The sequence below is a fragment of the Micromonospora sp. SYSU B005 genome (assembly GCF_055362685.1).
On sequence record NZ_JAXCFU010000011.1, the window covers coordinates 148,844 to 173,412 of the forward strand.

24 protein-coding genes are annotated in these 24,569 nt (G+C 72.3%); 9 read left to right on the forward strand and 15 right to left on the reverse strand.

The window, feature by feature from the left end; genetic code table 11:
• Positions 1 to 112 precede the first annotated feature (112 nt).
• From SM452_RS23540 to SM452_RS23580, 9 genes are all read right to left on the reverse strand, one after another.
• A complete protein-coding gene (locus SM452_RS23540; RefSeq protein ID WP_463840713.1) occupies positions 113 to 766 on the reverse strand; it encodes a LysE/ArgO family amino acid transporter in 654 nt (217 codons plus the stop codon).
• Between the two features lie 684 nt (positions 767 to 1,450).
• On the reverse strand, positions 1,451 to 1,903 hold the full coding sequence (locus tag SM452_RS23545) for a metal-sulfur cluster assembly factor (RefSeq protein WP_410054933.1): 453 nt from the start codon (positions 1,901 to 1,903) through the stop codon (positions 1,451 to 1,453).
• A gap of 76 nt (positions 1,904 to 1,979) precedes the next feature.
• Positions 1,980 to 2,453: a Fe-S cluster assembly sulfur transfer protein SufU gene (gene sufU / locus SM452_RS23550; RefSeq protein WP_135241163.1), complete on the reverse strand. Its 474-nt coding sequence runs from the start codon at positions 2,451 to 2,453 to the stop codon at positions 1,980 to 1,982.
• Positions 2,453 to 3,757, reverse strand: a complete 1,305-nt coding sequence (locus tag SM452_RS23555; protein ID WP_262014412.1) for a cysteine desulfurase — start codon at positions 3,755 to 3,757, stop codon at positions 2,453 to 2,455. The genes sufU and SM452_RS23555 overlap by 1 nt, the downstream gene beginning before the upstream one ends.
• Before the next feature lie 8 nt (positions 3,758 to 3,765).
• Positions 3,766 to 4,539, reverse strand: coding sequence for a Fe-S cluster assembly ATPase SufC (gene sufC / locus SM452_RS23560; RefSeq protein ID WP_073831401.1), 774 nt, complete (start codon positions 4,537 to 4,539; stop codon positions 3,766 to 3,768).
• Positions 4,539 to 4,883 (reverse strand): non-heme iron oxygenase ferredoxin subunit, encoded by a 345-nt coding sequence (locus tag SM452_RS23565; protein WP_463840714.1) that lies wholly within the window; start codon positions 4,881 to 4,883, stop codon positions 4,539 to 4,541. Before SM452_RS23565 ends, sufC begins: the two co-directional genes overlap by 1 nt.
• Positions 4,883 to 6,025 carry a Fe-S cluster assembly protein SufD gene (gene sufD / locus SM452_RS23570; RefSeq protein ID WP_355512697.1) on the reverse strand — a complete coding sequence of 381 codons (1,143 nt, stop codon included), beginning with the start codon at positions 6,023 to 6,025 and terminating at the stop codon, positions 4,883 to 4,885. Before sufD ends, SM452_RS23565 begins: the two co-directional genes overlap by 1 nt.
• 62 nt (positions 6,026 to 6,087) lie before the next feature.
• Complete coding sequence (gene sufB / locus SM452_RS23575; protein ID WP_355512699.1) at positions 6,088 to 7,518, reverse strand: Fe-S cluster assembly protein SufB; 1,431 nt, start codon at positions 7,516 to 7,518, stop codon at positions 6,088 to 6,090.
• Positions 7,515 to 8,291, reverse strand: a complete 777-nt coding sequence (locus SM452_RS23580) for a helix-turn-helix transcriptional regulator (RefSeq protein ID WP_463840715.1) — start codon at positions 8,289 to 8,291, stop codon at positions 7,515 to 7,517. Before SM452_RS23580 ends, sufB begins: the two co-directional genes overlap by 4 nt.
• A 98-nt stretch (positions 8,292 to 8,389) precedes the next feature.
• Here SM452_RS23580 and SM452_RS23585 point away from each other — a divergent pair, with 98 nt between their 5' ends.
• Both SM452_RS23585 and SM452_RS23590 read left to right on the forward strand, forming a co-directional pair.
• A complete protein-coding gene (locus SM452_RS23585) occupies positions 8,390 to 9,352 on the forward strand; it encodes a COX15/CtaA family protein (protein WP_463840716.1) in 963 nt (320 codons plus the stop codon).
• Positions 9,353 to 9,425: 73 nt separating this feature from the next.
• Positions 9,426 to 11,093, forward strand: coding sequence for a right-handed parallel beta-helix repeat-containing protein (locus SM452_RS23590; RefSeq protein ID WP_262014417.1), 1,668 nt, complete (start codon positions 9,426 to 9,428; stop codon positions 11,091 to 11,093).
• 24 nt (positions 11,094 to 11,117) lie between these two features.
• On the opposite strand, the gene SM452_RS23595 is transcribed toward SM452_RS23590, so the two are convergent.
• Positions 11,118 to 11,834: a lysostaphin resistance A-like protein gene (locus SM452_RS23595; protein WP_463840717.1), complete on the reverse strand. Its 717-nt coding sequence runs from the start codon at positions 11,832 to 11,834 to the stop codon at positions 11,118 to 11,120.
• A gap of 62 nt (positions 11,835 to 11,896) precedes the next feature.
• On the opposite strand from SM452_RS23595, the gene SM452_RS23600 reads away from it, so the two are divergent.
• Entirely contained in the window at positions 11,897 to 12,490 is a 594-nt protein-coding gene (locus tag SM452_RS23600; protein WP_463840718.1) for a TetR/AcrR family transcriptional regulator, read from the forward strand.
• A 28-nt stretch (positions 12,491 to 12,518) separates the two neighbouring features.
• Here SM452_RS23600 and SM452_RS23605 read toward each other — a convergent pair whose 3' ends face one another.
• The 3 genes from SM452_RS23605 to SM452_RS23615 all read right to left on the reverse strand — a co-directional run bounded on the left by SM452_RS23605 (position 12,519) and on the right by SM452_RS23615 (position 14,955).
• Positions 12,519 to 13,433: an ATP-grasp domain-containing protein gene (locus SM452_RS23605; RefSeq protein ID WP_262014419.1), complete on the reverse strand. Its 915-nt coding sequence runs from the start codon at positions 13,431 to 13,433 to the stop codon at positions 12,519 to 12,521.
• Positions 13,434 to 13,443: 10 nt separating this feature from the next.
• Positions 13,444 to 13,776 carry a hypothetical protein gene (locus tag SM452_RS23610; RefSeq protein WP_013287454.1) on the reverse strand — a complete coding sequence of 111 codons (333 nt, stop codon included), beginning with the start codon at positions 13,774 to 13,776 and terminating at the stop codon, positions 13,444 to 13,446.
• Positions 13,777 to 13,995: 219 nt separating this feature from the next.
• Positions 13,996 to 14,955, reverse strand: coding sequence for a heme o synthase (locus SM452_RS23615; protein ID WP_262014420.1), 960 nt, complete (start codon positions 14,953 to 14,955; stop codon positions 13,996 to 13,998).
• A 263-nt stretch (positions 14,956 to 15,218) separates the two neighbouring features.
• Here SM452_RS23615 and tkt point away from each other — a divergent pair, with 263 nt between their 5' ends.
• The 6 genes from tkt to pgl all read left to right on the forward strand — a co-directional run bounded on the left by tkt (position 15,219) and on the right by pgl (position 23,746).
• Positions 15,219 to 17,357: a transketolase gene (tkt, locus tag SM452_RS23620; protein WP_262014421.1), complete on the forward strand. Its 2,139-nt coding sequence runs from the start codon at positions 15,219 to 15,221 to the stop codon at positions 17,355 to 17,357.
• A gap of 16 nt (positions 17,358 to 17,373) precedes the next feature.
• Positions 17,374 to 18,552, forward strand: a complete 1,179-nt coding sequence (gene tal, locus SM452_RS23625; protein ID WP_135241174.1) for a transaldolase — start codon at positions 17,374 to 17,376, stop codon at positions 18,550 to 18,552.
• A 204-nt stretch (positions 18,553 to 18,756) separates the two neighbouring features.
• Positions 18,757 to 20,328, forward strand: coding sequence for a glucose-6-phosphate isomerase (locus tag SM452_RS23630; RefSeq protein WP_463840719.1), 1,572 nt, complete (start codon positions 18,757 to 18,759; stop codon positions 20,326 to 20,328).
• A 50-nt stretch (positions 20,329 to 20,378) separates the two neighbouring features.
• Positions 20,379 to 21,893: a glucose-6-phosphate dehydrogenase gene (gene zwf / locus SM452_RS23635; protein ID WP_355512716.1), complete on the forward strand. Its 1,515-nt coding sequence runs from the start codon at positions 20,379 to 20,381 to the stop codon at positions 21,891 to 21,893.
• Positions 21,890 to 22,906: a glucose-6-phosphate dehydrogenase assembly protein OpcA gene (locus SM452_RS23640; RefSeq protein WP_194803176.1), complete on the forward strand. Its 1,017-nt coding sequence runs from the start codon at positions 21,890 to 21,892 to the stop codon at positions 22,904 to 22,906. The genes zwf and SM452_RS23640 overlap by 4 nt, the downstream gene beginning before the upstream one ends.
• Before the next feature lie 69 nt (positions 22,907 to 22,975).
• Positions 22,976 to 23,746 carry a 6-phosphogluconolactonase gene (gene pgl, locus SM452_RS23645; RefSeq protein ID WP_262014424.1) on the forward strand — a complete coding sequence of 257 codons (771 nt, stop codon included), beginning with the start codon at positions 22,976 to 22,978 and terminating at the stop codon, positions 23,744 to 23,746.
• 65 nt (positions 23,747 to 23,811) lie between these two features.
• Here pgl and SM452_RS23650 read toward each other — a convergent pair whose 3' ends face one another.
• Complete coding sequence (locus SM452_RS23650; RefSeq protein WP_018788218.1) at positions 23,812 to 24,156, reverse strand: RNA polymerase-binding protein RbpA; 345 nt, start codon at positions 24,154 to 24,156, stop codon at positions 23,812 to 23,814.
• A gap of 130 nt (positions 24,157 to 24,286) precedes the next feature.
• Positions 24,287 to 24,547 carry a preprotein translocase subunit SecG gene (secG, locus tag SM452_RS23655; RefSeq protein WP_091420428.1) on the reverse strand — a complete coding sequence of 87 codons (261 nt, stop codon included), beginning with the start codon at positions 24,545 to 24,547 and terminating at the stop codon, positions 24,287 to 24,289.
• Positions 24,548 to 24,569: the final 22 nt, after the last annotated feature.

Sequence of the window (24,569 nt, forward strand, 5' to 3'; positions counted from 1 at the left end):
GGACCGGGATTGGATCTTTCCGCCGCTCCGGGCTGCCGGTTCGGCCGATCCCCCGGTAACGGATCATGAACGGCCCGGTAAACGGCCCGACATGCCGGGCCGTCCCCTTCGGTCAGACGCCGAACAGAGTAGCGACCGCGAGGGCCGCGATGATGACGCTGGACAGCAGCGCGGTGACCCGCCGCCCCCGAGGGCCGGTGAGGGCCCGGCCGATCAGCGAGCCGCCCCCGGCGATCAGCACCTGCCAGCTCGCCGAGGCGACGAACACCCCGAGGGTGAAGGCGGCAGCGGCCGGCGGGCCGGAGCCGAGCACGTCGCCACGGCCGAGGACGAGCGCCACGAAGTAGACCACAGTGGCCGGGTTGAGCAGGGTCAGCGCGAGAACCGCGGCGAACGCCCGAACCGGCGTGTCCATGCCTCCCCGCGCACTCGGCTCCTGCGTCGTGCCCGACGGGCTCGGCGGGTGCGTTGTGGCCGGTGGGCGCAGCGCGCGTCGGGCGGTGAGGCAGGCGAGGGCCAGCAGCACCCCCGCGGCGACCAGCCGCAACGGACCCGCGACCGGCGCGAGCCGGCTCGCCACCGCGGCCCCGCCGAGCGCCGCCACGGCAGCGTAGAGCCCGTCGGCGGTGGCCACGCCGAGCGCCGCAGCCGCACCGACCCGGAACGAGGTACGTGCGCTGAGTCCGAGAATGAGGATCGCGATCGCGCCGACCGGAATGGCGACGCCGTAGCCGGCGACCAGGCCGGCCAGGAACGCCCCGGTCACGACGAGGGGTGATGGGTCGAGGCGGCCGAGGGCAGGGTGCGCTGTCGACGCGCGGCAGTGGCCGCACGGACAGATACCTGCTTCGGGTACGCCTCGATCACCCGCTCATCCTGCGCCCCACTCCCCCACCCCGCGACCGCTTTTCCCGCGCGCCCGCACGCGCACCCCGCGGCTGGGCTGGGCTGGGCTGGGCTGGGCTGGAGATCTTGGTACGAATCTGCCTCCTCGGGGGCGATCTCGTACCAAGATCTCGCCGGTCCCGGCCCCGCTGCCGACGGCAGTGCCGTCAGCCCACCTTGATCGACACCACTACGCCGATGTAGCGGCATCAAAGCGACTCCGACCACACCACTTCGGCGAAGTGGTGTCGATCAAGCCGAACAGGCGGACAGTTTCCCACAACGAGGGAGCCGGCTCCCGGCATGAGGGAAGCGAGGAGGTCACGGAAGGAAACGGCCGCCCAAGGGGCGATCTCGTACCAAGATCTCGCCGGTCCCGGTCCCGCCGCCGATGGCAGTGCCGACAGCCCACCTTGATCGACACCACTACGCCGATGTAGCGGCATCAAAGCGACTCCGACCACACCACTTCGGCGTAACGGTGTCGATCAAGCCCGCAGACACGACGGGCGCGGCATCCCCTTGGCAGGGGGTGCCGCGCCCGTGGCGGTGACCGGGAGAACGGTCAGACGTTGAAGCCGAGCGAGCGGAGCTGGTCGCGCCCCTCGTCGGTGATCTTGTCGGGGCCCCACGGCGGCAGCCACACCCAGTTGATCCGGATGTCGTTCACCAGGCCGCCGCCGGGCCCGGTGGTCAGCGCCTGCCGCGCCTGGTCCTCGATCACGTCGGTCAGCGGGCAGGCCGCCGAGGTCAGCGTCATGTCCAGGGTGGCGACGTTCTCGTCGTCGACGTGGACGCCGTACACCAGGCCGAGGTCGACCACGTTGATGCCCAGCTCGGGGTCGACGACGTCCTTCATCGCCTCCTCGATGTCACCGATCGCGGCCTTGCCGCCGGCCGGCGCCGCCGCACCCGCGGCAGTGCCGCCGGCGACAGCCCCATTGACGGCCGCGCCACCGGCGACGGTGCCGTCGGTCGCCACCGCGCCGGTCTCCGAGGTCATGTTCTCGTCGCTCATGCCGCCCCCTCGCTTCGCTCGGCGCCGGCATGAGACACCTTCGCGCTGCTTCGATGATTCGCTCGCTGCCGCTCGCTCATGCCTTCACCTCCGGGCTCACGCCCACCCCGGCGCGTGCCGCGGCGTCCTTGAACGCCATCCACGACAACAGCGCGCACTTCACCCGGGCCGGGTAGCGCGCGACACCCGCGAACGCCACCCCGTCTCCGAGCACGTCCTCGTCCGGCGTGACCTGGCCCCGCCCGGACATCAACTCCACGAACGCCTCGTGCACCACAGCGGCGTCGCTCGCGGCCTTGCCGCGCAGCAGCTCGTGCAGGATGCTCGCCGACGCCTGGCTGATCGAGCAGCCCATCCCGTCGTACGAGATGTCGGTGAACACGCTGCCGTCGGTCGCCACCCGCACGGTGATCTCGTCGCCGCAGGTCGGGTTGACGTGGTGCGCCTCGCCGACCCGGACGGCCGGGTCCGTCGCGTCCCGCAGGCCACGGCCGTGCGGGTGCTTGTAGTGGTCCAAAATGATCTCTTGGTAGAGAGATTCAAGTTGCATCAGTCGAACACCTTCCGCACCCGCTCCAGACCCGCCACCAGGGCGTCGATCTCCGCAGTGGTGGTGTAGAGGTAGAACGACGCCCGCGTCATGGCCGGCACCCCGAAGCGGGTGCACACCGGCTTGGCGCAGTGGTGGCCCACCCGCACCTGCACGCCGAGCGAGTCGAGCACCTGCCCGACGTCGTGCGGGTGCACGTCACCGAGCGCGAACGAGATCGTCCCGCCCCGGCCCACCGGCACGGTCGGCCCGAAGATCCGCAGGCCGGGCACGGTGGCGAGGGCGTCGAGCGCGTACGCCGTCAGCTCCTTCTCGTGCCACTGGACGGCCGGCATGCCGATCGCGGTGAGGTAGTCCACCGCCGCGCCGAGCGCCACCGCCTCGGCGATCGGCGGGGTGCCCGCCTCGAACCGGGCCGGCGGCGCGGCGAACGTCGAGCCCGCCATCGTCACCGTCTCGATCATCGAGCCGCCACCCATCACCGGGGGCATCGCGGCGAGCAGCTCGCCCCGGCCCCAGAGCACGCCGATGCCGGTCGGACCGCACATCTTGTGCCCGGTGAAGACGATGAAGTCGGCGTCGTAGTCGACCACGTCCATCGGCAGGTGCGGCACCGACTGCGAGCAGTCGAGCAGCAGCAGCGCGCCGACCTCGCGGACCCGCGCGGTGATCCGCGCGGTGGCGTTGACGGTGCCGAGGATGTTCGACATGTGCACCAGCGAGACGATCTTCGTCCGCTCGGTGACCAGGTCGTCCAGGCCGGACTCGTCGAGCCGGCCCTGGTCGGTGACCGGGAACCAGCGCAGCGTCGCGCCGGTGCGCTCCGCCAGCAGCTGCCACGGGACGATGTTCGAGTGGTGCTCCATCTCGGAGATCACGATCTCGTCGCCGGGGCCCAACCGGAACCGCGGGTCGCCGTCCGCGCGCAGCGACGCGTTGGAGAACGCGTACGCCACGAGGTTGATCGCCTCGGTGGAGTTCTTGGTGAACACCACCTCGTCCACGCTCGGCGCGTTGATGAACGCGGCGATCTTCGCCCGCGCGCCCTCGTACGCCTCGGTCGCCTCGGTGCCCAGCGTGTGCACCGAGCGCGACACGTTGGCGTTGTGCAGCGCGTAGTGCTCGGCGAGCACGTCGAGCACCTGCCGCGGCTTGTGGGAGGTGTTCGCGCTGTCCAGGTAGACGAGCGGGTGACCGTTGACCTCCCGGTCGAGGATCGGGAAATCGGCCCGCACCTTCGCCACGTCGAAGCGGGGCACGTCGTCGTACTGCGGCATGCCCGCCGGGATGGCCATCGAGGTCATGTCGAGTCTCAGGCCCGCGCCGCGCCGGCCCCGGCGACGTACCGCTCGTAGCCCTCTTCCTCGAGCTTGTCGGCCAGCTCCCGGCCGCCCTGCTCGACGATCCGGCCGGCCACGAAGACGTGCACGAAGTCCGGCTTGATGTAGCGCAGGATGCGGGTGTAGTGGGTGATCAGCAGCAGACCGGTGTCACCGGTGTCGCGCACCCGGTTCACGCCCTCGCTGACCACGCGCAGCGCGTCCACGTCCAGGCCGGAGTCGGTCTCGTCGAGGATCGCGATCTTCGGCTTGATCAGCTCCAGCTGCACGATCTCGTGCCGCTTCTTCTCGCCGCCGGAGAAGCCCTCGTTGACGTTGCGCTGGGCGAACGCCGGGTCCATCTGGAGCTTCTCCATGGCGCCGCGCAGCTCGCCGGCCCAGGTGCGCAGCTTCGGCGCCTCGCCGTCGATGGCGGTCTTGGCGGTACGCAGGAAGTTGGCCACGGACACGCCGGGGACCTCGACCGGGTACTGCATGGCCAGGAAGAGGCCGGCGCGGGCCCGCTCGTCGACGGACATGGACAGCACGTCCTCGCCGTCGAGGGTCACCTCGCCGCCGGTGATCTCGTACTTCGGGTGACCGGCGATCGAGTACGCCAGCGTGGACTTGCCGGAGCCGTTCGGGCCCATGATGGCGTGCGTCTCGCCGGAGCGCACGGTCAGGTCGACACCGTGCAGGATCGGCTTGAGCTCACCCTCGGGCAGCTTGACCGACACCTTCAGGTCGCGGATCTCCAGGGTGCTCATCAGCGGGTCACTCCATTGCTCGGCAGCGGACGGCCGTCGCCGTCCACGGAAAGGTAGATGTCGCCGTCGCGGACTTCGACGGGATAGACGGGTACGGGTTCGGTCGCGGGCAGCCCGGTGGGCTCACCGGTACGCAGGTCGAAACGGGATCCGTGCAGCCAGCATTCCAGCGTGCAGCCCTCGACCTCGCCCTCGGACAGCGCCACGGCGGCGTGTGAGCACTCGTCGTGCACCGCGTAGAACACGTCGTCCTCGCCGTGCACGATCGCGACCTGCACGCCGTCCACGTCGGCGTTGATCGCGGTGCCCTTCGGCACGTCCTCGGTGGAGCAGATCTTGAGCATCAGGCGCCGGCCTTCGTCAGCCGGGCCTCGATGGCGTCGCCCAGGCGCTCGCGCAGGTCCTCGACCGGGATCTTGTTGATCAGCTCGGCGAAGAAGCCGCGCACCACCAGGCGCCGCGCCTCGGCCTCCGGGATGCCCCGGGCCATCAGGTAGAACAGCTGCTCGTCGTCGAACCGGCCGGTCGCGCTGGCGTGCCCGGCGCCGGCGATCTCGCCGGTCTCGATCTCCAGGTTGGGTACGGAGTCGGCCCGCGCGCCGTCGGTGAGCAGCAGGTTCCGGTTGATCTCGTACGTGTCGGTGCCGGTCGCCTCGGCGCGGATCAGCACGTCGCCGACCCAGACCGTGTGCGCGTCGTCGCCCTGCAGCGCGCCCCGGTAGCCGACGTTGCTGCGGCAGTCCGGCACGGTGTGGTCGACCAGCTGCCGGTGCTCCAGGTGCTGGCCGGAGTCGGCGAAGTAGACGCCGTACAGCTCGGCCTCGCCGCCGCGCTGGGTGTACTCCACCGACGTGTACTGCCGGACCAGGTCGCCGCCGAGGCTGACCTGCACGTGCACGATCCGGGCGTCGCGGCCCAGCCGCACCTTGAGGTGCTGCGCCTGCACCGCGTCGTCGGCCCAGTCGGCGACGGTGACCAGGGTCAGCTTCGCCCCGTCGCCCACAGTCACCTCGACGTTGTCGGCAAGCGTGGCCGAGCCGACGTGCTCGATCACCACTGTCGCCTCGGCGAACCGGTCCACCTCGACGAACGTGTGACCGAAGGCGAGCGCCTCGGCGTTCTCGCCGACCACCCGCAGGCGCACCGGCCGCTCCACCACCGCGTCGCGGTCGACGCGCACCAGCAGCGCGCCGTCGGCCCCGCCGTACGCGAGCGCGCTGACCCGGTCGAACGGGGTGAGCACGCTGCCCACCCGCGGGTCGTCCCGGCCGATCCGGTCGACGGTGACGCCCGCGGGCAGGTCACCGTACTCGTGCCGGACCGTGCCGGTCGCACCCTGCGCCGACCCGGTCAGGCCGCGCAGGCGCTTGAGCGGGGTGAAGCGCCACTCCTCCTCCAGGCCGGTCAGGGCCGGGAAGTCGGCGACGTCGTACGAGCGGAGCGCCTGCGACTTGGTCGTGGGCGGCGCGGAAGCCTGGGTAGTCATCTCTTCCTTGGTCTGTTTCTACGACGACGGTGTCAGTGAGGCGGAGGGCGGGGCGGCCGGCGTCAGCCGACCGCGCCTTCCATCTGGAGCTCGATCAGGCGGTTGAGCTCCAGCGCGTACTCCATCGGGAGTTCCTTGGCGATCGGCTCGATGAAGCCGCGCACGATCATCGCCATCGCCTCGTCCTCGCTCAGGCCCCGGCTCATCAGGTAGAAGAGCTGGTCCTCGCTGACCTTGGAGACGGTCGCCTCGTGCCCCATCGACACGTCGTCCTCGCGGATGTCGACGTACGGGTAGGTGTCGGAGCGGGAGATCGTGTCGACCAGGAGCGCGTCGCACTTGACCGTGCTCCTGCTGCTGGTCGAGCCCTCCAGCACCTGCACCAGACCGCGGTACGAGGTGCGGCCGCCGCCCCGGGCGATCGACTTCGACACGATGGTCGAGGAGGTGTGCGGCGCGGCGTGCACCATCTTGGCGCCGGCGTCCTGGTGCTGGCCCTCGCCGGCCATGGCCACCGAGAGCACCTCGCCCTTGGCGTGCTCGCCGGTCATGTAGACCGCCGGGTACTTCATGGTGACCTTGGAGCCGATGTTGCCGTCGACCCACTCCATGGTCGCGCCCTCGTGGCACACGGCGCGCTTGGTGACCAGGTTGTAGACGTTGTTCGACCAGTTCTGGATGGTCGTGTACCGGCACCGGGCGTTCTTCTTGACGATGATCTCCACGACGGCGCTGTGCAGCGAGTCGGAGGAGTAGATGGGCGCGGTGCAACCCTCGACGTAGTGCACGTACGCGCCCTCGTCGACGATGATCAGCGTCCGCTCGAACTGGCCCATGTTCTCCGTGTTGATCCGGAAGTAGGCCTGCAGCGGGATGTCCACGTGCACGCCCTTCGGCACGTAGATGAACGAGCCACCGGACCAGACGGAGGTGTTCAGCGCGGCGAACTTGTTGTCGCCGACCGGGATGACCGTGCCGAAGTATTCCTTGAACAGGTCCTCGTGCTCCTTGAGCGCGGTGTCCGTGTCCAGGAAGACGACACCCTGCTCCTCCAGGTCCTCACGGATCTGGTGGTAGACCACCTCGGACTCGTACTGCGCCGCGACACCGGCGACCAGGCGCTGCTTCTCCGCCTCCGGGATGCCGAGCTTGTCGTAGGTGTTCTTGATGTCCTCGGGCAGGTCCTCCCAGGAGGTGGCCTGCTTCTCGGTGGACCGCACGAAGTACTTGATGTTGTCGAAGTCGATCCCGGTGAGGTCGGCGCCCCAGTTCGGCATCGGCTTGCGGCCGAACAGCCGCAGACCCTTGAGCCGCAGGTCGAGCATCCAGGCCGGCTCGTTCTTCTTGGCCGAGATGTCCCGCACCACCGCCTCGCTGAGGCCGCGCTGGGCGGACGCCCCGGCGACGTCGGGGTCGGCCCAGCCGTACTCGTACCGGCCGAGGGCCGCGAGCTGCTCCTCCTGGGTCAGGGGCTGGACGATCTGCTCGGTCATCTATCTGTCCTCACAGTGGTGACGGTGGAACCGGACTGGGCGGGAATGTGCGTGGTGCACACGCCGTCGCCGTGCGCGATGGTGGCCAGGCGCTGTACGTGAGTGCCGACCAGACGGGAGATCACTTCGGTCTCGGCCTCGCACAGCTGAGGGAACTCGGCGGCCACGTGCGCCACCGGGCAGTGGTGCTGGCAGAGCTGGCCGCCGGAGGCGATCGTGGACGCGTTGGCAGCGTAACCCTCGGCGGTCAGCGCGCCGGCGAGCGCCTCCGCCCGCGCGAGCGGGGCGTCTCCGGCGTCCTCCATGGCCGACCGGCAGCGGGCCTCCAGCGCGGAGACCTGCTCGGCCGCGAACGCCGCGACCGCCTCGGTGCCGCCGGTGCGGGCGATCCACCGCAGCGCGGCGGTGGCCATGTTGTCGTAGTGGTGGGTGCCGCAGCGGCCGCGGCCCGCCTCGGTGAGCGCGAAGACCTTGGCCGGACGGCCGCGCCCGCGGCTGCCGCGGACGGTCTGGTCGCGGGCGATCACGTCACCGTCGGCGAGCATCGCGTCGAGGTGCCGGCGGATCGCGGCCGGGCTCAGGCCGAGCGCCGAGCCGAGCTGCGCGGCGGTGGTCGGACCGCGCTCCAGCAGCAGCTGGGTGACCCGGTCGCGGGTCGACAGGTCGGCCGGTGCGGCCTCCCGCTCGCCGGGCGGTACGCCGCGACGTGCGCGCGAACCACCGGCGACCGGACCGGTCACCGGCGTTCGGGAGAGCGCCGCCGCGTTTTTCACAACGCCAACGTTACGTAATTCGCTGGGGGCCCGCAAACCCGGGGTCCGGTGATTCCGACCACCGGGGTGCCGGAGTCACCCGATCGGGATCAACTACGGTGCGTAGGATTCGCTTCGTGAAGCGATCCGTCCGGTTTCCGGTCTCCGCCACGCTGCTGCGCCGCCTCGCGCTCGCCTCGATCATCGCGAACGTCGCGATCGTGGTCACCGGCGGGGCCGTCCGGCTCACCGCCTCCGGCCTCGGCTGCCCCACCTGGCCCAGGTGCACCGACGACTCCTACACCACCACCGCCGAGATGGGCGTGCACGGGGTGATCGAGTTCGGCAACCGGCTGCTCACCTTCGCGGTCGGGATCATCGCGCTCGCCGTGGTGCTGGCCGTGCTGGCGCACCGTCCGCGCCGCCGCGGGACACTGCCGCTGGCCGTGGGCGTGCTGTTCGGCATCCCCGCCCAGGCGGTCCTCGGTGGCATCACGGTGCTCACCGACCTCAACCCGTGGGTGGTCGGGCTGCACTTCCTCGCCTCGATGGTGGTGATCGCGGCCGCGTACGCGCTCTGGCGGCGCATCAAGGACCCGGACGGGCCGGTGTCCCCGACCGTGCCGGCGCCGCTGCGTACCCTCGCCTGGATCACCACGGCGGTGAGCGCGTCGGTGCTGGTGGTCGGCACGTGGGTGACAGGCAGCGGACCGCACGCCGGCGACCACGGCGCGGCCCGCAACGGCCTGGACCCGGCGGCGATCTCCCAGGTGCACGCCGACGGCGTCTTCCTGCTGATCGGCCTGTCGGTGGCGCTGTACTTCGCGTTCCGGGCGGTCGGCGCGGCGCGCGCCGCGCGGGCCGCCGCGGTGCTGCTCGCGGTCGAGCTGGGCCAGGGTGTGATCGGCTTCGTCCAGTACTTCACCCACCTGCCCGCCGTGCTGGTCGGCGCACACATGCTCGGCTCCTGCCTGGTGCTGCTGGCCACGCTGGGCGTGCTCTTCGCGACCCGGGAACGGCTCCCGGCCACCCCGGAGGCCCCGGCCGCGCCCGCCGCGCAACGGGTGGGCGCCGCCGCCTGAGCGCGCGCGTTACCGCGCGGCGGGAGCGGGAAAGCGGCACGGGCCACCGCCCGTCCGCCCGAGGGGAGCTCCCGTGTCGCGCAAGAGCCTCGCCACCACCACCCCGCAACGGCTGACCCCGGTGGCCGGCGCGCCGCTGTGGTGCGACGCCCGCGAGTACGGCCTCACCGGCGACGGGGTCACCAACGACCAGCCCGCCCTGGCGGCGCTGGTGGACCGCCTCGGCGCCGGGTACGACGCCGACGGCCGGGCCCGGGTGATCTACTGCCCGCCCGGCCTCTACTCGATCCGCGACGCCGGCACCGTCTGGCGCAGCGGCGTCTCGCTGATCGGCGCCGGACCGGCGGCGACCCGCTTCCTGCTCAGCAACGAGGGCAACCGCAGCGAACCGGTCCCGCTCGCCTTCTGGACCACCGTGCAGCACGGCGCGGACCGGGACCGGCACATCGCCGACTGCTCGTTCGCCGACTTCGAGATCGACGGCTCCGGCGTGGCCCAGACGTCCTACGACTACCTGGCCAAGGGGCTGGGCCTGCAGTACGTGGTGCGCGGCGTGTTCCGCAACCTCTACATCCACCACACCGGGGCGACCGGTCTGGGCTGTGACTTCCTCCAGGACAGCCTGATCGACGGCGTGGTCGTGGTGGGATGCGGCCGGCTGGACAACGGCGACCAGATGGGCGGCGCGGGGATCGGCGTCGGCATCGGCGGCTGGGGCGACGTGGAGCGCCTCACCATCGCCAACTGCACCACCGTCGGCAACGGCACCAACGGCATCTTCCTGGAGTTGCAGAAGGACTACTGGACCCCGCCGCGCGGCATCCGGATCGTCAGCTGCCACAGCCAGGCCAACCGGTTCGGCATCTCCGACTGGGGCGCGGACGGGCTGATCGTCTCCGCCTGCACCATGACCAACAACCTGGAGGCCGGCTTCGACGTGTCGGGCAACGGCACCGCCGGCGTGGCCGGGCGCGGCGGCCTGGTCACCGGCTGCGTGATCGACTACAACGTCGGCGACGGCATCAGCATGGGCAACACCCCTGGCCCGTACGCGGTCCAGGCCAACCGGATCAGCCGCAACGGCGGTTTCGGCTACCACGAGCACGACCTGGGCCACGGCTACCGGGGCGCGGCGGCCGACGTGGTGATCCAGGACAACGACATCCGGGAGAACGCGCTGGACGGCATCCGGATCGACCGGCCGATGCTGGACACGTCGATCGTCGGGAACCGGATCCGGGACAACGGCCGCCGCTCCGCCCCGGCCTGCTCCGGCTCCGGCGAGGCGGTGCGGTACGGCCCGCGCGAGGTCACCGACGGCAACGCCGGCTGGCCGGCCGGCGGACACCGGGGCAAGGTGGTGCGGGTCGGCTCCCGCGACGCGGTGGTGTCCGACAACAGCGCCGACCGGCTCTCCCTGGCCGAGGTGCGCCCGGACGGCTCCACCGGCTGGAGCGCCGCCACGCCGGGGCCCGGCACGGCGTACGAACTGCCGGACTCGCCACCGGCGTGCGGCGGCATCACGATCGCCGCGCCGTTCGACTCGGCCACCGTGCGCGGCAACCGGATCTGGCACCGGGACGCCGACACCCAGGCGTACGGCATCTGGGTCACCGAGGCGGGCAGCTGTGTCTCGTGCGCGTTCGAGGACAACGACCTGGCCGGCACCGAGGCCGCGCTGCGGCTGGACACGCCGCCGATCGGTGGCCGCTGGGCACGTAACCACAGCGACCGCGACTGAGCGCCCTGTCGCCGTCTCCGGCGGTCAGGCGGACGCCTCGGCGGCGAACGCCAGCGCGACGAGCGTCCCGTTGCTGACGGCGTGGGCGAGGATCGGCACCCAGAGGTTGCGGTGCCGGTGCAGCAGCCAGGCGAACAGCAGCCCGGCGAAGAGCGCGCTGACGGTGTTGAACACCCGGGGCAGGTGCACGACGGCGAAGAAGGCCGCCGACAGCACCACGGCGGCCACCGCGGGCAGCCGCGCGGCCAGCCCCTGGTAGAAGACACCCCGGTAGAGGATCTCCTCGTAGAGCGGGGAGACGACGGCGCCGAAGGCGAACGCGAAGGCGAACTGCGCGAGCAGGCTTCCGGCGGGGTAGCCGCCCTCACCGCCGCCACCCTCGACGAGCGCCGCGGGCAGCGCCACCACGAGCACGAGGGTGAGCGCGGCCTTGGCCAGGCCCCAGCCGACCGCGCCGCCCACCTGGCGGCGCGCGGGACGGACGAGCAGCAGCGGCCTGGCGATCTCGCCGAAGCGGTGGCGCACCACCGCAAGGCCGACGGCGAGCTGGGTGCCGTTGATCAGGGCCCAGGCGATGGTGGACGCCGCCGTCTCCGGCATGCCCAGCCGCTCCGATCCCCGGGCCAGCAGGTCCGCGACCGCCGAGTTGGCCAGGCCGACACCGACGGCGAGCACGAGCGCCATGTCGAGGTAGCTGAACCGGCGGGTGTCGCGTGCGGGGTCGGTGAGGGGTGCGGTCATGCCGGGCAACGTTAGGCTGCCGACCTATATCGGTCAAATGACCGACCATCTATGATCACCTCGTGCCCAAAGTTGTGGACCACGAGGAGCGGCGGCGTCATCTCGGCGCGGCGGCGTGCGTCGTACTGGCGCGCGCGGGGTCGGCCGGGATGACGGTGCGCGCCGTCGCCGCCGAGGCCGGCATGCCGCTGGCGACCGCGCAGCACTACCTGCCGACCCGGGAACTGATGGTCCGGGCGGCCATGGACCACCTGGCCGGGCGCGTGGTGGCGCGGGCCCGGACGATCCCTGCCGACCCGGTCACTCCGGAGGTGATCCGACAGGCGGTACGGCAACTCGTCCCGCTGGACGCCGAACGCGCCTTCGAGGCCCGCGTCTGGCTGGTCCTCACCGCCGAGGCGCTCGTCGACGAGCAGGTCGCGGCGATCCTGGCGGAGAGCGAGGCGCAGATGCGGGCCAACGTCGAGCGGCTGCTCACGCTCGGCCGGGCCACCGGCGGCATCGCCGGGCACGTGGACGCGCGGGCCGAGGCCGCCGCGCTGGCGACGCTGCTGGACGGCGTCACGGTACGGGTCCTGACCACCGGACTGGACCCGGCGGACGCAGGCGCCGAGATCGACGCCCACCTGGCCCGGCTCGCACCGGCCGGCGCTTAGCCAGCCGGGCTCCCCCGGCCCATCCGGGTCAGTGGCGGGCCAGGTGGGTGAGCACCGCGTCGGCGAGCCGGTCCGGGGCACCGTCGGCGTACCCGACGAACAGGCTCGGCTCGGTCAGCTCCAGCTCGACCAGCACGGGCGCGCCGTCCGGGCCGGGGATCAGGTCGACGCGGGCGTAGAGCAGGCGGTCCGGGCCGCCGGGCACCACCGCGAGCACCTTCTCGGCCACCGCGCGCTGCTCCGCCGTGGCGACGCGGGCGTCGATCCGCTCCTCCTTGTAGAGCGCGGCCTCGCCCAGGTCCGGCCCGGTCAGCATCGGACCCTTGCGGATCGCGTGGCTGAACGCCAGGCCGCCGGGCCCGGCCAGGAACAGCAGCGCGGTCTCCCCGGCGGTGTCCACCGCGTCGAGGTACGGCTGGACCATCGTCACCCGCCCGGCGTCGGAGAGCCGCCGCACGTGGGCCGGCGCCAGCTCGCGATGCTCCGGGTCGGTCAGGTCGTAGCGGCCGGTGTCCTGGCTGCCGGCGCTGACCGCCGGCTTGATCACGTACTCACCGCCCGCCGGTGGCGTCCACTCCCGCCCGGGCTCGACCCACTCGGTCGGCACGGTGGGCACTCCGGCTGCGGCCAGCTCGGACAGGTAGCGCTTGTCGGTGTTCCAGGCGACCACGTCGGCCGGGTTGACCAGGGCCGGCACGGTACGCGCCCAGGCCACGAACTCGTCCCGCCGCAGGGCGTAGTCCCACGGGGAGCGGAGCACGACCAGGTCGTACCCGGACCAGTCGACTGCCGGGTCGTCCCAGACGGCGATCTCGGCGGTGACGCCGCGGGCGGCGAGCGGGCCGAGCGCGAGCCGGTCGTCCGGGTCGAGGTCGGGCAGTTCGGCGCAGGTGACGAAAGCGACCCGGGGTCTCCCCCGGGCCGACTGGTGGTGGTTGGTCATTCGGTATATGTCAACGGGCCATCGTGCGCCGGGCCATCGACCGCCACAGGTCGTTGCTCGGACGCATCTGGTCCATCAGTTCACGCTCCCAGGCGTTCTCGACGTCGACCCCGGCCTTGGCGCAGGCCTGCCGCGCGACGTCCGTGCCGTCGGCGAACTGGTCCGCCCATACCCCGTCGGAACCCACGAGGACGATCCGTGCGCCGCGCTTGCCGACGTACTCGATGACCGCCTTCGCGCCGCCGTGTCCGGCGGCGAACGACTTGATGCCCGCGACCAGGCCGTTGGGGGCCTGCTCGGCGGTCTTGTCAGCCGTCAGCGTCGTATCGGAACCATCTGCCATGACGCGAAGCCTAAGCAGAGTTCCACCCGGATGTGCGAGAACCATGAACTGAATGTGATGCCAATTACCCATCGGTTTAAGAAGAACCACAGGTAATTCGCCCGCACATGTCGCTTATATCTGGGCGAAGCGGACGGGCGGGATCGTCACAATCTGTCCGGGTTGAACACGTCCGGGGAAGAGCGAAAAAAATTTCTGATAAACCGCCGGACGGGCGGGTCAGAGCAGCGCGTCGAGCGCGACCGCCGCGAAGAGGATCGTGAGGTACGTGGTGGACCAGTGGAACAGACGCATCGGCTTGACCGCCTCGCCGCGCGTCGCGCGCCGGCACAGCTTGTGCGCCTCGACGAGGAAGATCCCGCCGACCACGAGCGCGGTCACCCCGTAGATCGGGCTCATCCCGAGCGGCCACACCGCCAGCGAGGAGAGCACAGTCAGCCAGGAGAAGCCGATGATCTCCGCGTTCACCCGCCGGACCGAGGCCACCACCGGCAGCATCGGCACCCCGGCGCGGGCGTAGTCGGCCTTGTACTTGATGGCCAGCGCGTAGAAGTGCGGCATCTGCCAGAAGAAGACCACAGCGAACAGGCCCCACGCGGCCGGCGCCAGCGTGCCGGTGACAGCGGCCCAGCCGATCAGCACCGGCGCGGCACCGCAGATGCCGCCCCAGAACGTGTTGGCGGCCGTGGTCCGCTTCAGCCACAGCGTGTAGACCAGGTCGTAGTAGGCGATCGCGGCCAGCGTCAGCACCGTCGCCAGCCAGTTCGTCGCCGCCGCCATCAGCGCCACCGACACGGCCGCCAGCACCAGGCCGAAGATCAGCGCGTTGCGCGGCGACACCGTGTGCGCGGGCAGCGGGCGGCGCTTGGTACGCCGCATGAGCTGGTCGATGTCGCGGTCGATGTAGCAGTTGATGACGCTCGCCGCGCCGGCCGCGAGCGACCCGCCGACCAGCACCACGGCGACCAGCCACAGCGAGGGCATCCCGCCGTGGGCCAGCATCATCGCCGGCACGGTGGTGACCAGCAGCAGCTCGACGATCCGCGGCTTGGTCAGCGTCACGTACGCCGCCACCACGGCGCGTACGTCCCGCCGGCCGCTCGCCGGCGCCTCCGCCACCGCGCCCACCGGCGACTGCCCGGCAGGGTTGCTGACGGGGCGCTCGGTGATCATGCTCACGGATTGCCACCTTCCGGCATCGGCGGGGGAGGTCGTTCGGCCCGGACCGCTGCGGGTCCACACACCGCCCCACACACTACGCGGCGTCGTTTTCGCTGCCCCGTGGACCCGGCAACGGTGCGAGCCGTCACACCTGGGGTTGAACGACCGGACGGCCGCGATCCGTACAGAACAGCATGCTGAGATCCCCGGGCGGACGTTTAGCACCGCTCGATAGGGTCATCAGTGAGGGTTCCGCCCATCTGCCGAGGAGCACAACCATCGTGGCTGCCAACCGACCCGAGCTTCCCGCTCTCAACTGGTCCGACCTCGACCGCAGGGCCGTCGACACGGTCCGCGTGCTGGCCATGGACGCCGTGGAGAAATCCGGCAACGGCCACCCGGGGACGGCGATGAGCCTCGCCCCGGTGGCGTACCTGCTCTTCAACCGGGTCATGCGGCACAACCCCGCCGACCCGAACTGGGCCGGACGCGACCGGTTCGTGCTGTCGGCCGGGCACTCCAGCCTGACGCTCTACATCCAGCTCTTCCTCTCCGGCTACCCGCTGGCGCTGGACGACCTCAAGGCGCTGCGCCAGTGGGGCTCGCTCACCCCGGGCCACCCGGAGCACGGCCACACCCCGGGCGTGGAGACCACCACCGGGCCGCTCGGCCAGGGCCTCGGCAACGCGGTCGGCATGGCGATGGCGGCCCGCCGCGAGCGCGGCCTGTTCGACCCCGAGCCGGACCGCGCCGACTCGCCGTTCCGGCACGACATCTGGTGCATCGCCTCCGACGGTGACATCGAGGAGGGCATCACCCACGAGGCCAGCGCGCTCGCCGGTCACCAGCAGCTCGGCAACCTCTGCGTGATCTACGACGACAACGAGATCTCGATCGAGGACGACACCCGCATCGCCAAGAGCGAGGACGTGGCGGCCCGCTACGAGGCGTACGGCTGGCACGTGCAGACCGTCGACTGGCGCCGCGGCGACGCCGACCAGGGCGACTACCACGAGGACGTGGAGGCGCTGTACCAGGCGCTGCTGGCCGCCAAGGCGGAGACCGGCCGGCCGTCGTTCATCGCGCTGCGCACGATCATCGGCTGGCCCGCGCCGAACAAGAAGAACACCGGCAAGATCCACGGCTCGGCGCTCGGCGCGGACGAGGTCAAGGCCACCAAGGAGATCCTCGGCTTCGACCCGCAGCGCACCTTCGAGGTCGACGAGGAGGTGCTCAAGCACGCCCGTCAGGTGCTGGAGCGCGGCGCGCAGGAGCAGGCCGAGTGGACCACCGGGTTCGACGCCTGGGCGCAGGCCAACCCGGAGCGCAAGGCGCTGTGGGACCGGATGGCCACCCGTACGCTGCCGACCGGCTGGACCGACGCGCTGCCGACCTTCCCGGCGGACGCCAAGGGCGTCGCCACCCGGGCCGCCTCCGGCAAGATCCTGGAGGCCCTGGCGCCGGTGCTGCCCGAGCTGTGGGGCGGCTCGGCCGACCTGGCCGAGAGCAACAACACCACGATGAAGGGCGAGCCGTCGTTCGTCCCGGCCGCGCACGCCACCAAGGACTTCCCGGGCGACGAGTACGGCCGCACGCTGCACTTCGGCATCCGCGAGCACGCCATGGGCTCGATCCTCAACGGCATCGCCCTGCACGGCGGCACCCGCCCGTACGGCGGCACGTTCCTGGTGTTCAGCGACTACATGCGCCCGGCGGTACGGCTGGCCGCGCTGATGAAGCTGCCGGTGACGTACGTCTGGACGCACGACTCGATCGGCCTCGGCGAGGACGGCCCGACGCACCAGCCGATCGAGCACCTGACCGCGCTGCGGGCCATCCCCGGCCTGGACGTGGTCCGCCCGGCCGACGCCAACGAGACGGTCTGGGCGTGGCGGCAGGCGCTGGAGCACACCGACCGGCCGACCGCGCTGGCGCTCAGCCGCCAGGCGCTGCCGACGTTCGACCGCACCGACCTGGCCGGCGCCGAGGGCGTCGCCAAGGGCGGGTACGTGCTGGCCGAGGCGTCGAACGGCAAGCCGCAGGTGATCCTCGTCGGCACCGGCTCGGAGGTGCAGCTCTGCCTCACCGCGCGGGAGCGGCTGGAGGCCGACGGCACCCCCACCCGGGTCGTCTCCATGCCCTGCCAGGAGTGGTTCTTCGCCCAGGACGAGGCGTACCGGGAGTCGGTGCTGCCTCGCGGGGTAAAGGCACGGGTGAGCGTGGAGGCGGGCATCGCGATGTCGTGGCGCGCGATCGTCGGCGACAGCGGCGAGTGCGTGAGCATCGAGCACTACGGCGCCAGCGCGCCGCACACCGTGCTCTTCGAGCAGTTCGGGTTCACCCCCGACCGGATCGTGGCCGCCGCGCACGCGGCGCTGACCCGGGTGGGCGACATCACCGGTTTCACGACCGGCAACTGAGGGGAGCGTGGACGGCATGACGGACAGGCTGAAGGAGCTCCAGGGCGCCGGTGTGGCGATCTGGCTCGACGATCTCTCCCGGGTACGGCTGACCTCCGGCGGGCTGGACAAGCTGCGCCGGGAGAGCCACGTGGCCGGGGTGACCACCAACCCGACGATCTTCGCCAAGGCGCTGAGCGACGCCGACGAGTACGACTGGCAGCTTCGTGACCTCGCCGTACGCGGCGTGGACGTCGAGGAGGCGGTCCGCATGCTCACCACGTACGACGTGCGGTGGGCCTGCGACGTGATGCGCCCGTCGTACGACGTCAGCGGCGGCGTGGACGGCCGGGTGTCGATCGAGGTGGACCCGCGCTCGGCGCACGACGCGGCGAAGACCGTCGCCGAGGCCAAGGCGCTGTGGTGGCTGGTCGACCGGCCGAACCTGTTCATCAAGATCCCGGCCACCGAGGAGGGCCTGCCCGCGATCACCGCGACCCTGGCCGAGGGCATCAGCGTCAACGTCACGCTGATCTTCGGCCTGGACCGGTACTCGCAGGTGATGGACGCCTTCCTGGCCGGCCTGGAGCAGGCGAAGGCCAACGGGCACGACCTGTCGAAGATCGGCTCGGTCGCCTCGTTCTTCGTCTCCCGGGTCGACACCGAGGTGGACAAGCGGCTGGAGAAGATCGGCTCGGACCAGGCCAAGGCGCTGCGCGGCAAGGCCGCGGTCGCCAACGCCCGGCTGGCGTACGAGCGCTACAGCGAGGTGTTCTCCTCGGCGCGCTGGCAGAAGCTGGCCGACGCGGGCGCCCACCCGCAGCGCCCGCTGTGGGCCTCCACCTCGACGAAGAACCCGGACTACCGGGACGTCATCTACGTCGAGGAGCTGATCGCGCCCGGCACCGTCAACACCATGCCGGAGCCGGTAATCCACGCCTACGCCGAGCACGGCGAGACGAAGGCGGACACCGTCACCGTCGCGTACGACGACGCCCGCCAGGTCTTCGACGACCTGCTGGCGGTGGGCGTGGATCTGTCCGACGTGATCGCCACGCTGGAGCGCGAGGGCGTGGAGAAGTTCGAGGCGAGCTGGGTGGAGCTGCTGGAGGGGGTCAAGAAGTCCCTCGCCGAGGCGGCCAAGGGCTCGGGCAGCCCGCACCGGGCCGCCGGGAAGAACGCGCAGGCGGCGCAGCAGGCCGGCGGCAACGCGTGACAGACGGCGTCCGACGCGTCCCGGGGCCCGGCCCCGGGACGCGTCGCGCCGTACCGTGGAAGCGGTGACACGGGTGAGGGGATGCCGTGAGCGCGAGGAGTGAGCCGGGGTTGCGAGCCCCGCAGTCGCGAACAGAGGCGGCACCGTGAGCGCGAGGAGTGAGCCGGGGTTGCGAGCCCCGCAGTCGCGAACAGAGGCGGCACCGTGAGTGACCTGCTGGCCGGGCGGGCGGACATGGCCGCCGGTCTGGCCGTGCGCGGAGCCGACGCCCTCGGTGCGTCCACCCGCGCCACGCTCGTCTCCCACGACGTCCCCGCCCGGCTCGCCGCCGCCGACCCGGCCCTCTGGGGGCCCGCCGCCGAGTCGGCGGCCCTCGACCGGCTGGGCTGGCTGCACGCCCACCGGCGCAGCCGGGACCTGCTCCCCCAGCTCGCCGAACTGGCCGCCGAGCTGGGCGACCTGGACCACGTGGTGCTGGCCGGCGCCCGCGACGACACGCTCGCCGCGGAGGTGCTGGCCGAGTGCCTGGGCCGACCGCTGACAGTGCTCGACACCGCCGACCCGGCACCGGTCCGGGCCGCGCTCGCCGACCGCCCGGCGCGTACCCTCCTGGTGCTCGCCGCCCGGCGCGGCCTCGACCGGACCACCGACGCCCACCTGCGGGTCTACCGGCGGGCGTGGGCCGACGAGGGCCCTGACGCCGCCCGGCACGTCGTGGTGGTCACCGAACCCGGCTCCGACCTCGCGGCGCGCGCCGACGAGCTGGGCGCGATGGTCATCCCGGCCGAGCCCGGCGTGGCCGGGCCGTGGGCCGCGCTCACCGCGTCCGGCCTGGTCGCGGCGGCGCTGGCCGGCGCGCCGGTGGCCGAGGTGCTGGACGAGGCGGAGGCGCTCACCGGCGCGCTGGACCGGGACCGGGACAACCCGGCCCTGGCGCTCGGCGCGGCCCTGGGCGCGGCGCCCGGCGCCGGCCGGGACACGATCGCACTGGTCCCCGACGGCACCGGCCTCGGCGGCTTGGGCCGCTGGGCCGGCGCGCTGCTCGCCCGGGCCACCGGTGGACGGCTGCTGCCGGTGGTCGCGGAGTCCCCCGACTCCCCCGGCGCCACCGGGCCGGGCCTGCTCACAGTCGGTCTCGGCGGTGCCCTCGGCGCCGGTGTCGGGCCGGGCGTGGCCGCCGACGTCGCGGTAAACGGCCCGCTCGGCGCGCACCTGCTCACCTGGGCCTACGCCGCGGCGACCGCCGCGGTGACGCTGCGGACCGACCCGTTCGCCGCGCCGCCGGACCCGGTGGACGACGACGCGGCGCCGGAGAGCGGGCCGCCGTCGTCGGTCGAGGGCGCGATCGAGGTGTACGCCCCGAGCGGCGCACCGGCCGACCTGACCGGCGCGCTGCGCTGGCTGCTCGACGGGCTGGGCGAACGGGAGCACCTCGTGGTGACCGCGTACCTCGACCGGCTCGCCGACGCGTCGGTCGCCGGGCTGCGCCCGCTGCTGGCACGGGCCGCCGGCCGTCCGGTCACCTTCGGCTGGGGACCGCGCCGGCCGGAACACACCGACCCGCACGGCCGGCACCTCCAGATCACCGGTGCGGTCACCGATGATCTGGAAGTGCCCGGTCGTCCGTACACCTTCGCGCAGCTCCAGGCGGCCCAGGCCGCCGGCGACCGGCGGGCCCTGGCCGGCCGGGGGCGACCGGTGCTGCGCCTGCACCTGACCGAGCGGGCGGCGGGTGCCGCCCAGCTCCTGGAAACGGCCGGACGGACACGCACGTGACGATCAATGACCTGGAATCAGCGGACCGAGACGCAGGAGGAGGTGGCCCGGTGAACCCGCTGCGCGATCCGCAGGACCGGCGGCTGCCCCGGATCCCCGAGCCGTGTGCCCTGGTGATCTTCGGGGTGACCGGCGACCTGGCCCGCAAGAAGCTGCTGCCGGCGGTCTACGACCTGGCCAACCGGGGGCTCCTGCCGCCCGGCTTCGTGGTCCTGGGCTTCGCCCGGCGGGACTGGGGCGACGGCGACTTCGAGTCGGTGGCGCACGACGCGGCCAAGAAGCACGCCCGCACCCCGTGGCGGGAGGAGGTGTGGGCCCGCCTCGCCGGCAACATCAAGTTCGTCGGCGGCTCGTTCGACGACGACGCGGCGTTCGACCAGCTCGCCGCCACACTCGACGAGCTGCGCGACTCGCACGGCATCGCCGGCAACGCGGCCTTCTACTTCTCCATTCCCCCGGCGGCCTTCCCGGTGGTGCTCAAGCAGCTCGCCCGCACCGGCATGGCCGACAACGCCAAGTCCGGCGGCTGGCGGCGCGTGGTGGTGGAGAAGCCGTTCGGCAACGACCTGCCGTCGGCGAAGGCCCTCAACGATCTGGTCGACGACGTCTTCACCAGCAAGGACGTGTTCCGGATCGACCACTACCTGGGCAAGGAGACGGTCCAGAACATCCTGGCGCTGCGGTTCGCGAACAACCTGTTCGAGCCGCTGTGGAACTCCAAGTACGTCGACTCGGTGCAGATCACCATGGCCGAGGACGTCGGCATCGGCACCCGCGCGGCCTTCTACGACTCCGTCGGCACCGCCCGCGACGTGCTCCAGAACCACCTGCTCCAGCTGCTCGCCCTGGTCGCGATGGAGGAGCCGACGAGCTTCGACGCCGACGAGATCCGGGCCGAGAAGCTCAAGGTACTCAAGGCGATCACCGTGCCGCGGGACGTCACCGAGGACACCGTGCGCGGCCAGTACCTGCCCGGCTGGGTCGGCGGCGAGCGCGCCAAGGGCTACCTGGAGGAGGAGGGCGTCCCGGAGGGCTCCACCACCGAGACGTACGTGGCGGTGAAGCTGGGCATCCAGAACCGCCGCTGGGCCGGGGTGCCGTTCTACATCCGGGCCGGCAAGCGGCTGCCCCGGCGGGTCACCGAGGTGGCCATCATGTTCAAGAAGGCGCCGCACCTGCCGTTCGACGCCGCCGACATGGAGTCCCTCGGCCCCAACCAGCTCGTCATCCGGGTGCAGCCGGACGAGGGCGTGGTGCTGAAGTTCGGCTCCAAGGTGCCGGGCACCACGATGGAGGTCCGCGACATCGCGATGGACTTCCAGTACGGCGAGGCGTTCACCGAGTCCAGCCCCGAGGCGTACGAGCGGCTGGTGCTGGACGTGCTGATCGGCGACCGGACGCTGTTCCCGGACGCCGCCGAGGTGGAGCAGAGCTGGCAGGTCGTCGACCCGCTGGAGCACGCCTGGGCGGGCACGACCCCGGAGCCGTACCGGGCCGGTGAGTGGGGGCCCCGGGCCGCCGACGAGATGCTGGCCCGCGAGGGCCGGGCTTGGAGAAGAGCATGATCGGGCTGTGGGACACCACCGGCAACGAGGTGGTCAAGGCGCTGGCCGCGGAACGGCGCAGCGCGGGCGGGGTGGCCAGTGGCATGGCGCTCACGCTGATCGTGGTGGTGGACGAGAAGCGGGTACGCGAGGCCGAGGCCGCTGCCACCATCGCCGCCGCGGCGCACCCGTGCCGCCTGCTCGTGGTGGTCCGCTCCGACGTCGAGCGGGACCGCAACCGGCTGGACGCGGAGATCGTCGTGGGCGGCCGGCTCGGGCCGTGCGAGGCGGTGGTGACCCGGATGTACGGGCGACTCGCCCTGCACGCCGAGTCCGTGGTGATGCCGCTGCTGGTGCCGGACGTGCCGGTGGTGACGTGGTGGCACGGCGAGCCGCCGGAGGAGATCGCCACCGACTTCCTCGGTGTGGTCGCGGACCGGCGGATCACCGACTCGGCGCAGGCCGCCGACCCGATCGCCGCGCTGCGGCAGCGGGCGCACGACTACGCCCCGGGCGACACCGACCTGGCGTGGACCCGGATCACCCCGTGGCGCACGCTCGTGGCCGGCGCGTTCGACACCACCCAGGCCCGGGTCACCGAAGCCAGCGTGGTCGCTCCCCCGTCGGACCCGACGGCGGCGCTGATGCGCGGCTGGCTCAACGCCCGGCTCGGCATCGACCCGATCCTGACCGCCACCGAGGAGTTCCCGCGGATGCGTCAGGTGCAGCTGCGCTGCGCCAACGGCGACGAGCTGACGCTCACCCGGGACGACAGCATCGCGGTGTTCCGGCGTACCGGGCAGGAGGACCGCACGCTGCCGCTGGTGCGCCGGCCGCTCGGCGACGAGCTGGCCGAGGAGCTGCGCCGCCTCGACGCCGACCAGGTGTACGCGGAGGCGCTCGGCGCTGCGGCCGGGATCACCGGGCTCGACCAGCGCCCCGCCCAGCGGGTGCACGTGTGGAAGGATCCGGCGACCGCCCAGCGGGCCGAGGCCGGCGTGACCGCGCACGCGGGCGCGACCGCGAACGAGTGACCGCCCGGACCGGGTGGTCGGAGGCACAGGTGACCGCCGGTGGGCGGTCGGAACACGAGGGCTCGACGGATGACTGAGGCGAGTGTCGCCGTACACGCCGACCCCGACCTGCTGGCGCAGGCGGTGGCGGCCCGGTTGGTGGTGAAGCTGCTCGACGCGCAGGCCGAGCGCGGCCAGGCGTCGGTGGTGCTGACCGGCGGGCGGATCGCCTCGGCGGTGTACCGGGCGGTCGGGCAGCTACCCGCCCGCGACGCCGTCGACTGGTCCCGGGTCGACGTGTGGTGGGGCGACGAGCGGTTCCTGCCCGCCGGCGACCCGGAGCGCAACGAGACGCAGGCGCGGGCGGCGCTGCTGGAGACGGTGCCGCTGGACCCGGCTCGGGTGCACCCGATGCCGGCGTCGGACGGCCCCGCCGGCGACGACCCGGAGGCGGCTGCCGCCGGGTACGCGCGGGAGCTGGCCGCCGCCGCCCGGCCCGGGAACGCGATCGTGCCGCACTTCGACGTGCTGATGCTCGGCGTCGGCGAGGACGGGCACGTGGCGTCGGTGTTCCCGGAGCACCCGGTGCACCACGACAACCGGCCGGTCAGCGCGGTACGGGGCAGCCCGAAGCCGCCGCCGGTGCGGACCACGCTGACCCTGCCGACGATCAACACGGCCGAGGAGGTCTGGCTGATCGCCGCCGGGGCGGACAAGGCCCGTGCGGTGGGCATGGCGCTGGCCGGGGCCGGGCCGGTGCAGCTTCCTGCCGCCGGGGTGCGGGGCGTCTCCCGTACCCTCTGGCTGCTCGACCGGGCCGCGGCGGCCAACGTGCCGCCCCGCCTGCGCAGCCTCCGCTGAGGTGTAAGGAAGGGCCCCTTCTTAACGTCTCCGGTAGAGAAGGGGCCCCTTCTTGACACCTCGGGTCAGGCGCGGCCGCGGCGCCGCCGCAGCGCGTCGAGGGCCTCGGCGAGCAGCGCCTCCCCCTCCTCCGGCGTGCGCCGCTCCTGCACGTACGCCAGGTGGGTCTTGTAGGGCTCGGCGCGCTGGCGGCCCGGCGGGTCGCCCGGGTCGGGGCCGGCCGGCTCGCCGCAGCGCGGGCACTCCCAGGTCGCGGGTGTCTCGGCCTCGGCGGCGATCAGGAACTCGACCCGGTGCCCGTGGCGGCACCAGTAGACGACCGGGCGGCGCGGCGCGGGCTCCACCCGCTGGTCGAACCGCTCGGGGGCGGACCCGATCCGGGTGCCGCGGATGACGTTGTTGCTGGGCACGGTTGCTCGCTCCCTGTCGTCGGAGGGGACCGCCGCCGGAGGGGGTGGGCGACGGGCGACGTGCGGAGAAACAAAACTGCGCGCGGTCCGTGACGGACCGCGCGCAGATTGTACGCTTCTCAGCGCCGACTCAGGTGCCGCTGGCCATCTGCAGCCGCAGCCAGAGTCCGAGCCCGACGATGCACGCGAACCAGACGATTCCCACCAGAACGGTGTAGCGGTCGAGGTTCTTCTCGGCCACCGACGAACCGGCCAGGCTGGAGCTGACGCCGCCGCCGAACATGCTCGACAACCCGCCGCCCTTACCGCGGTGCAGGAGGATCAGCAGGGTGAGCAGGACGCTCGTGATGACCAGCAACGTGATCATCGTGTAGGCGAACCAGATCGGCATGGCGGGGGTCAGTCCTCTCGTT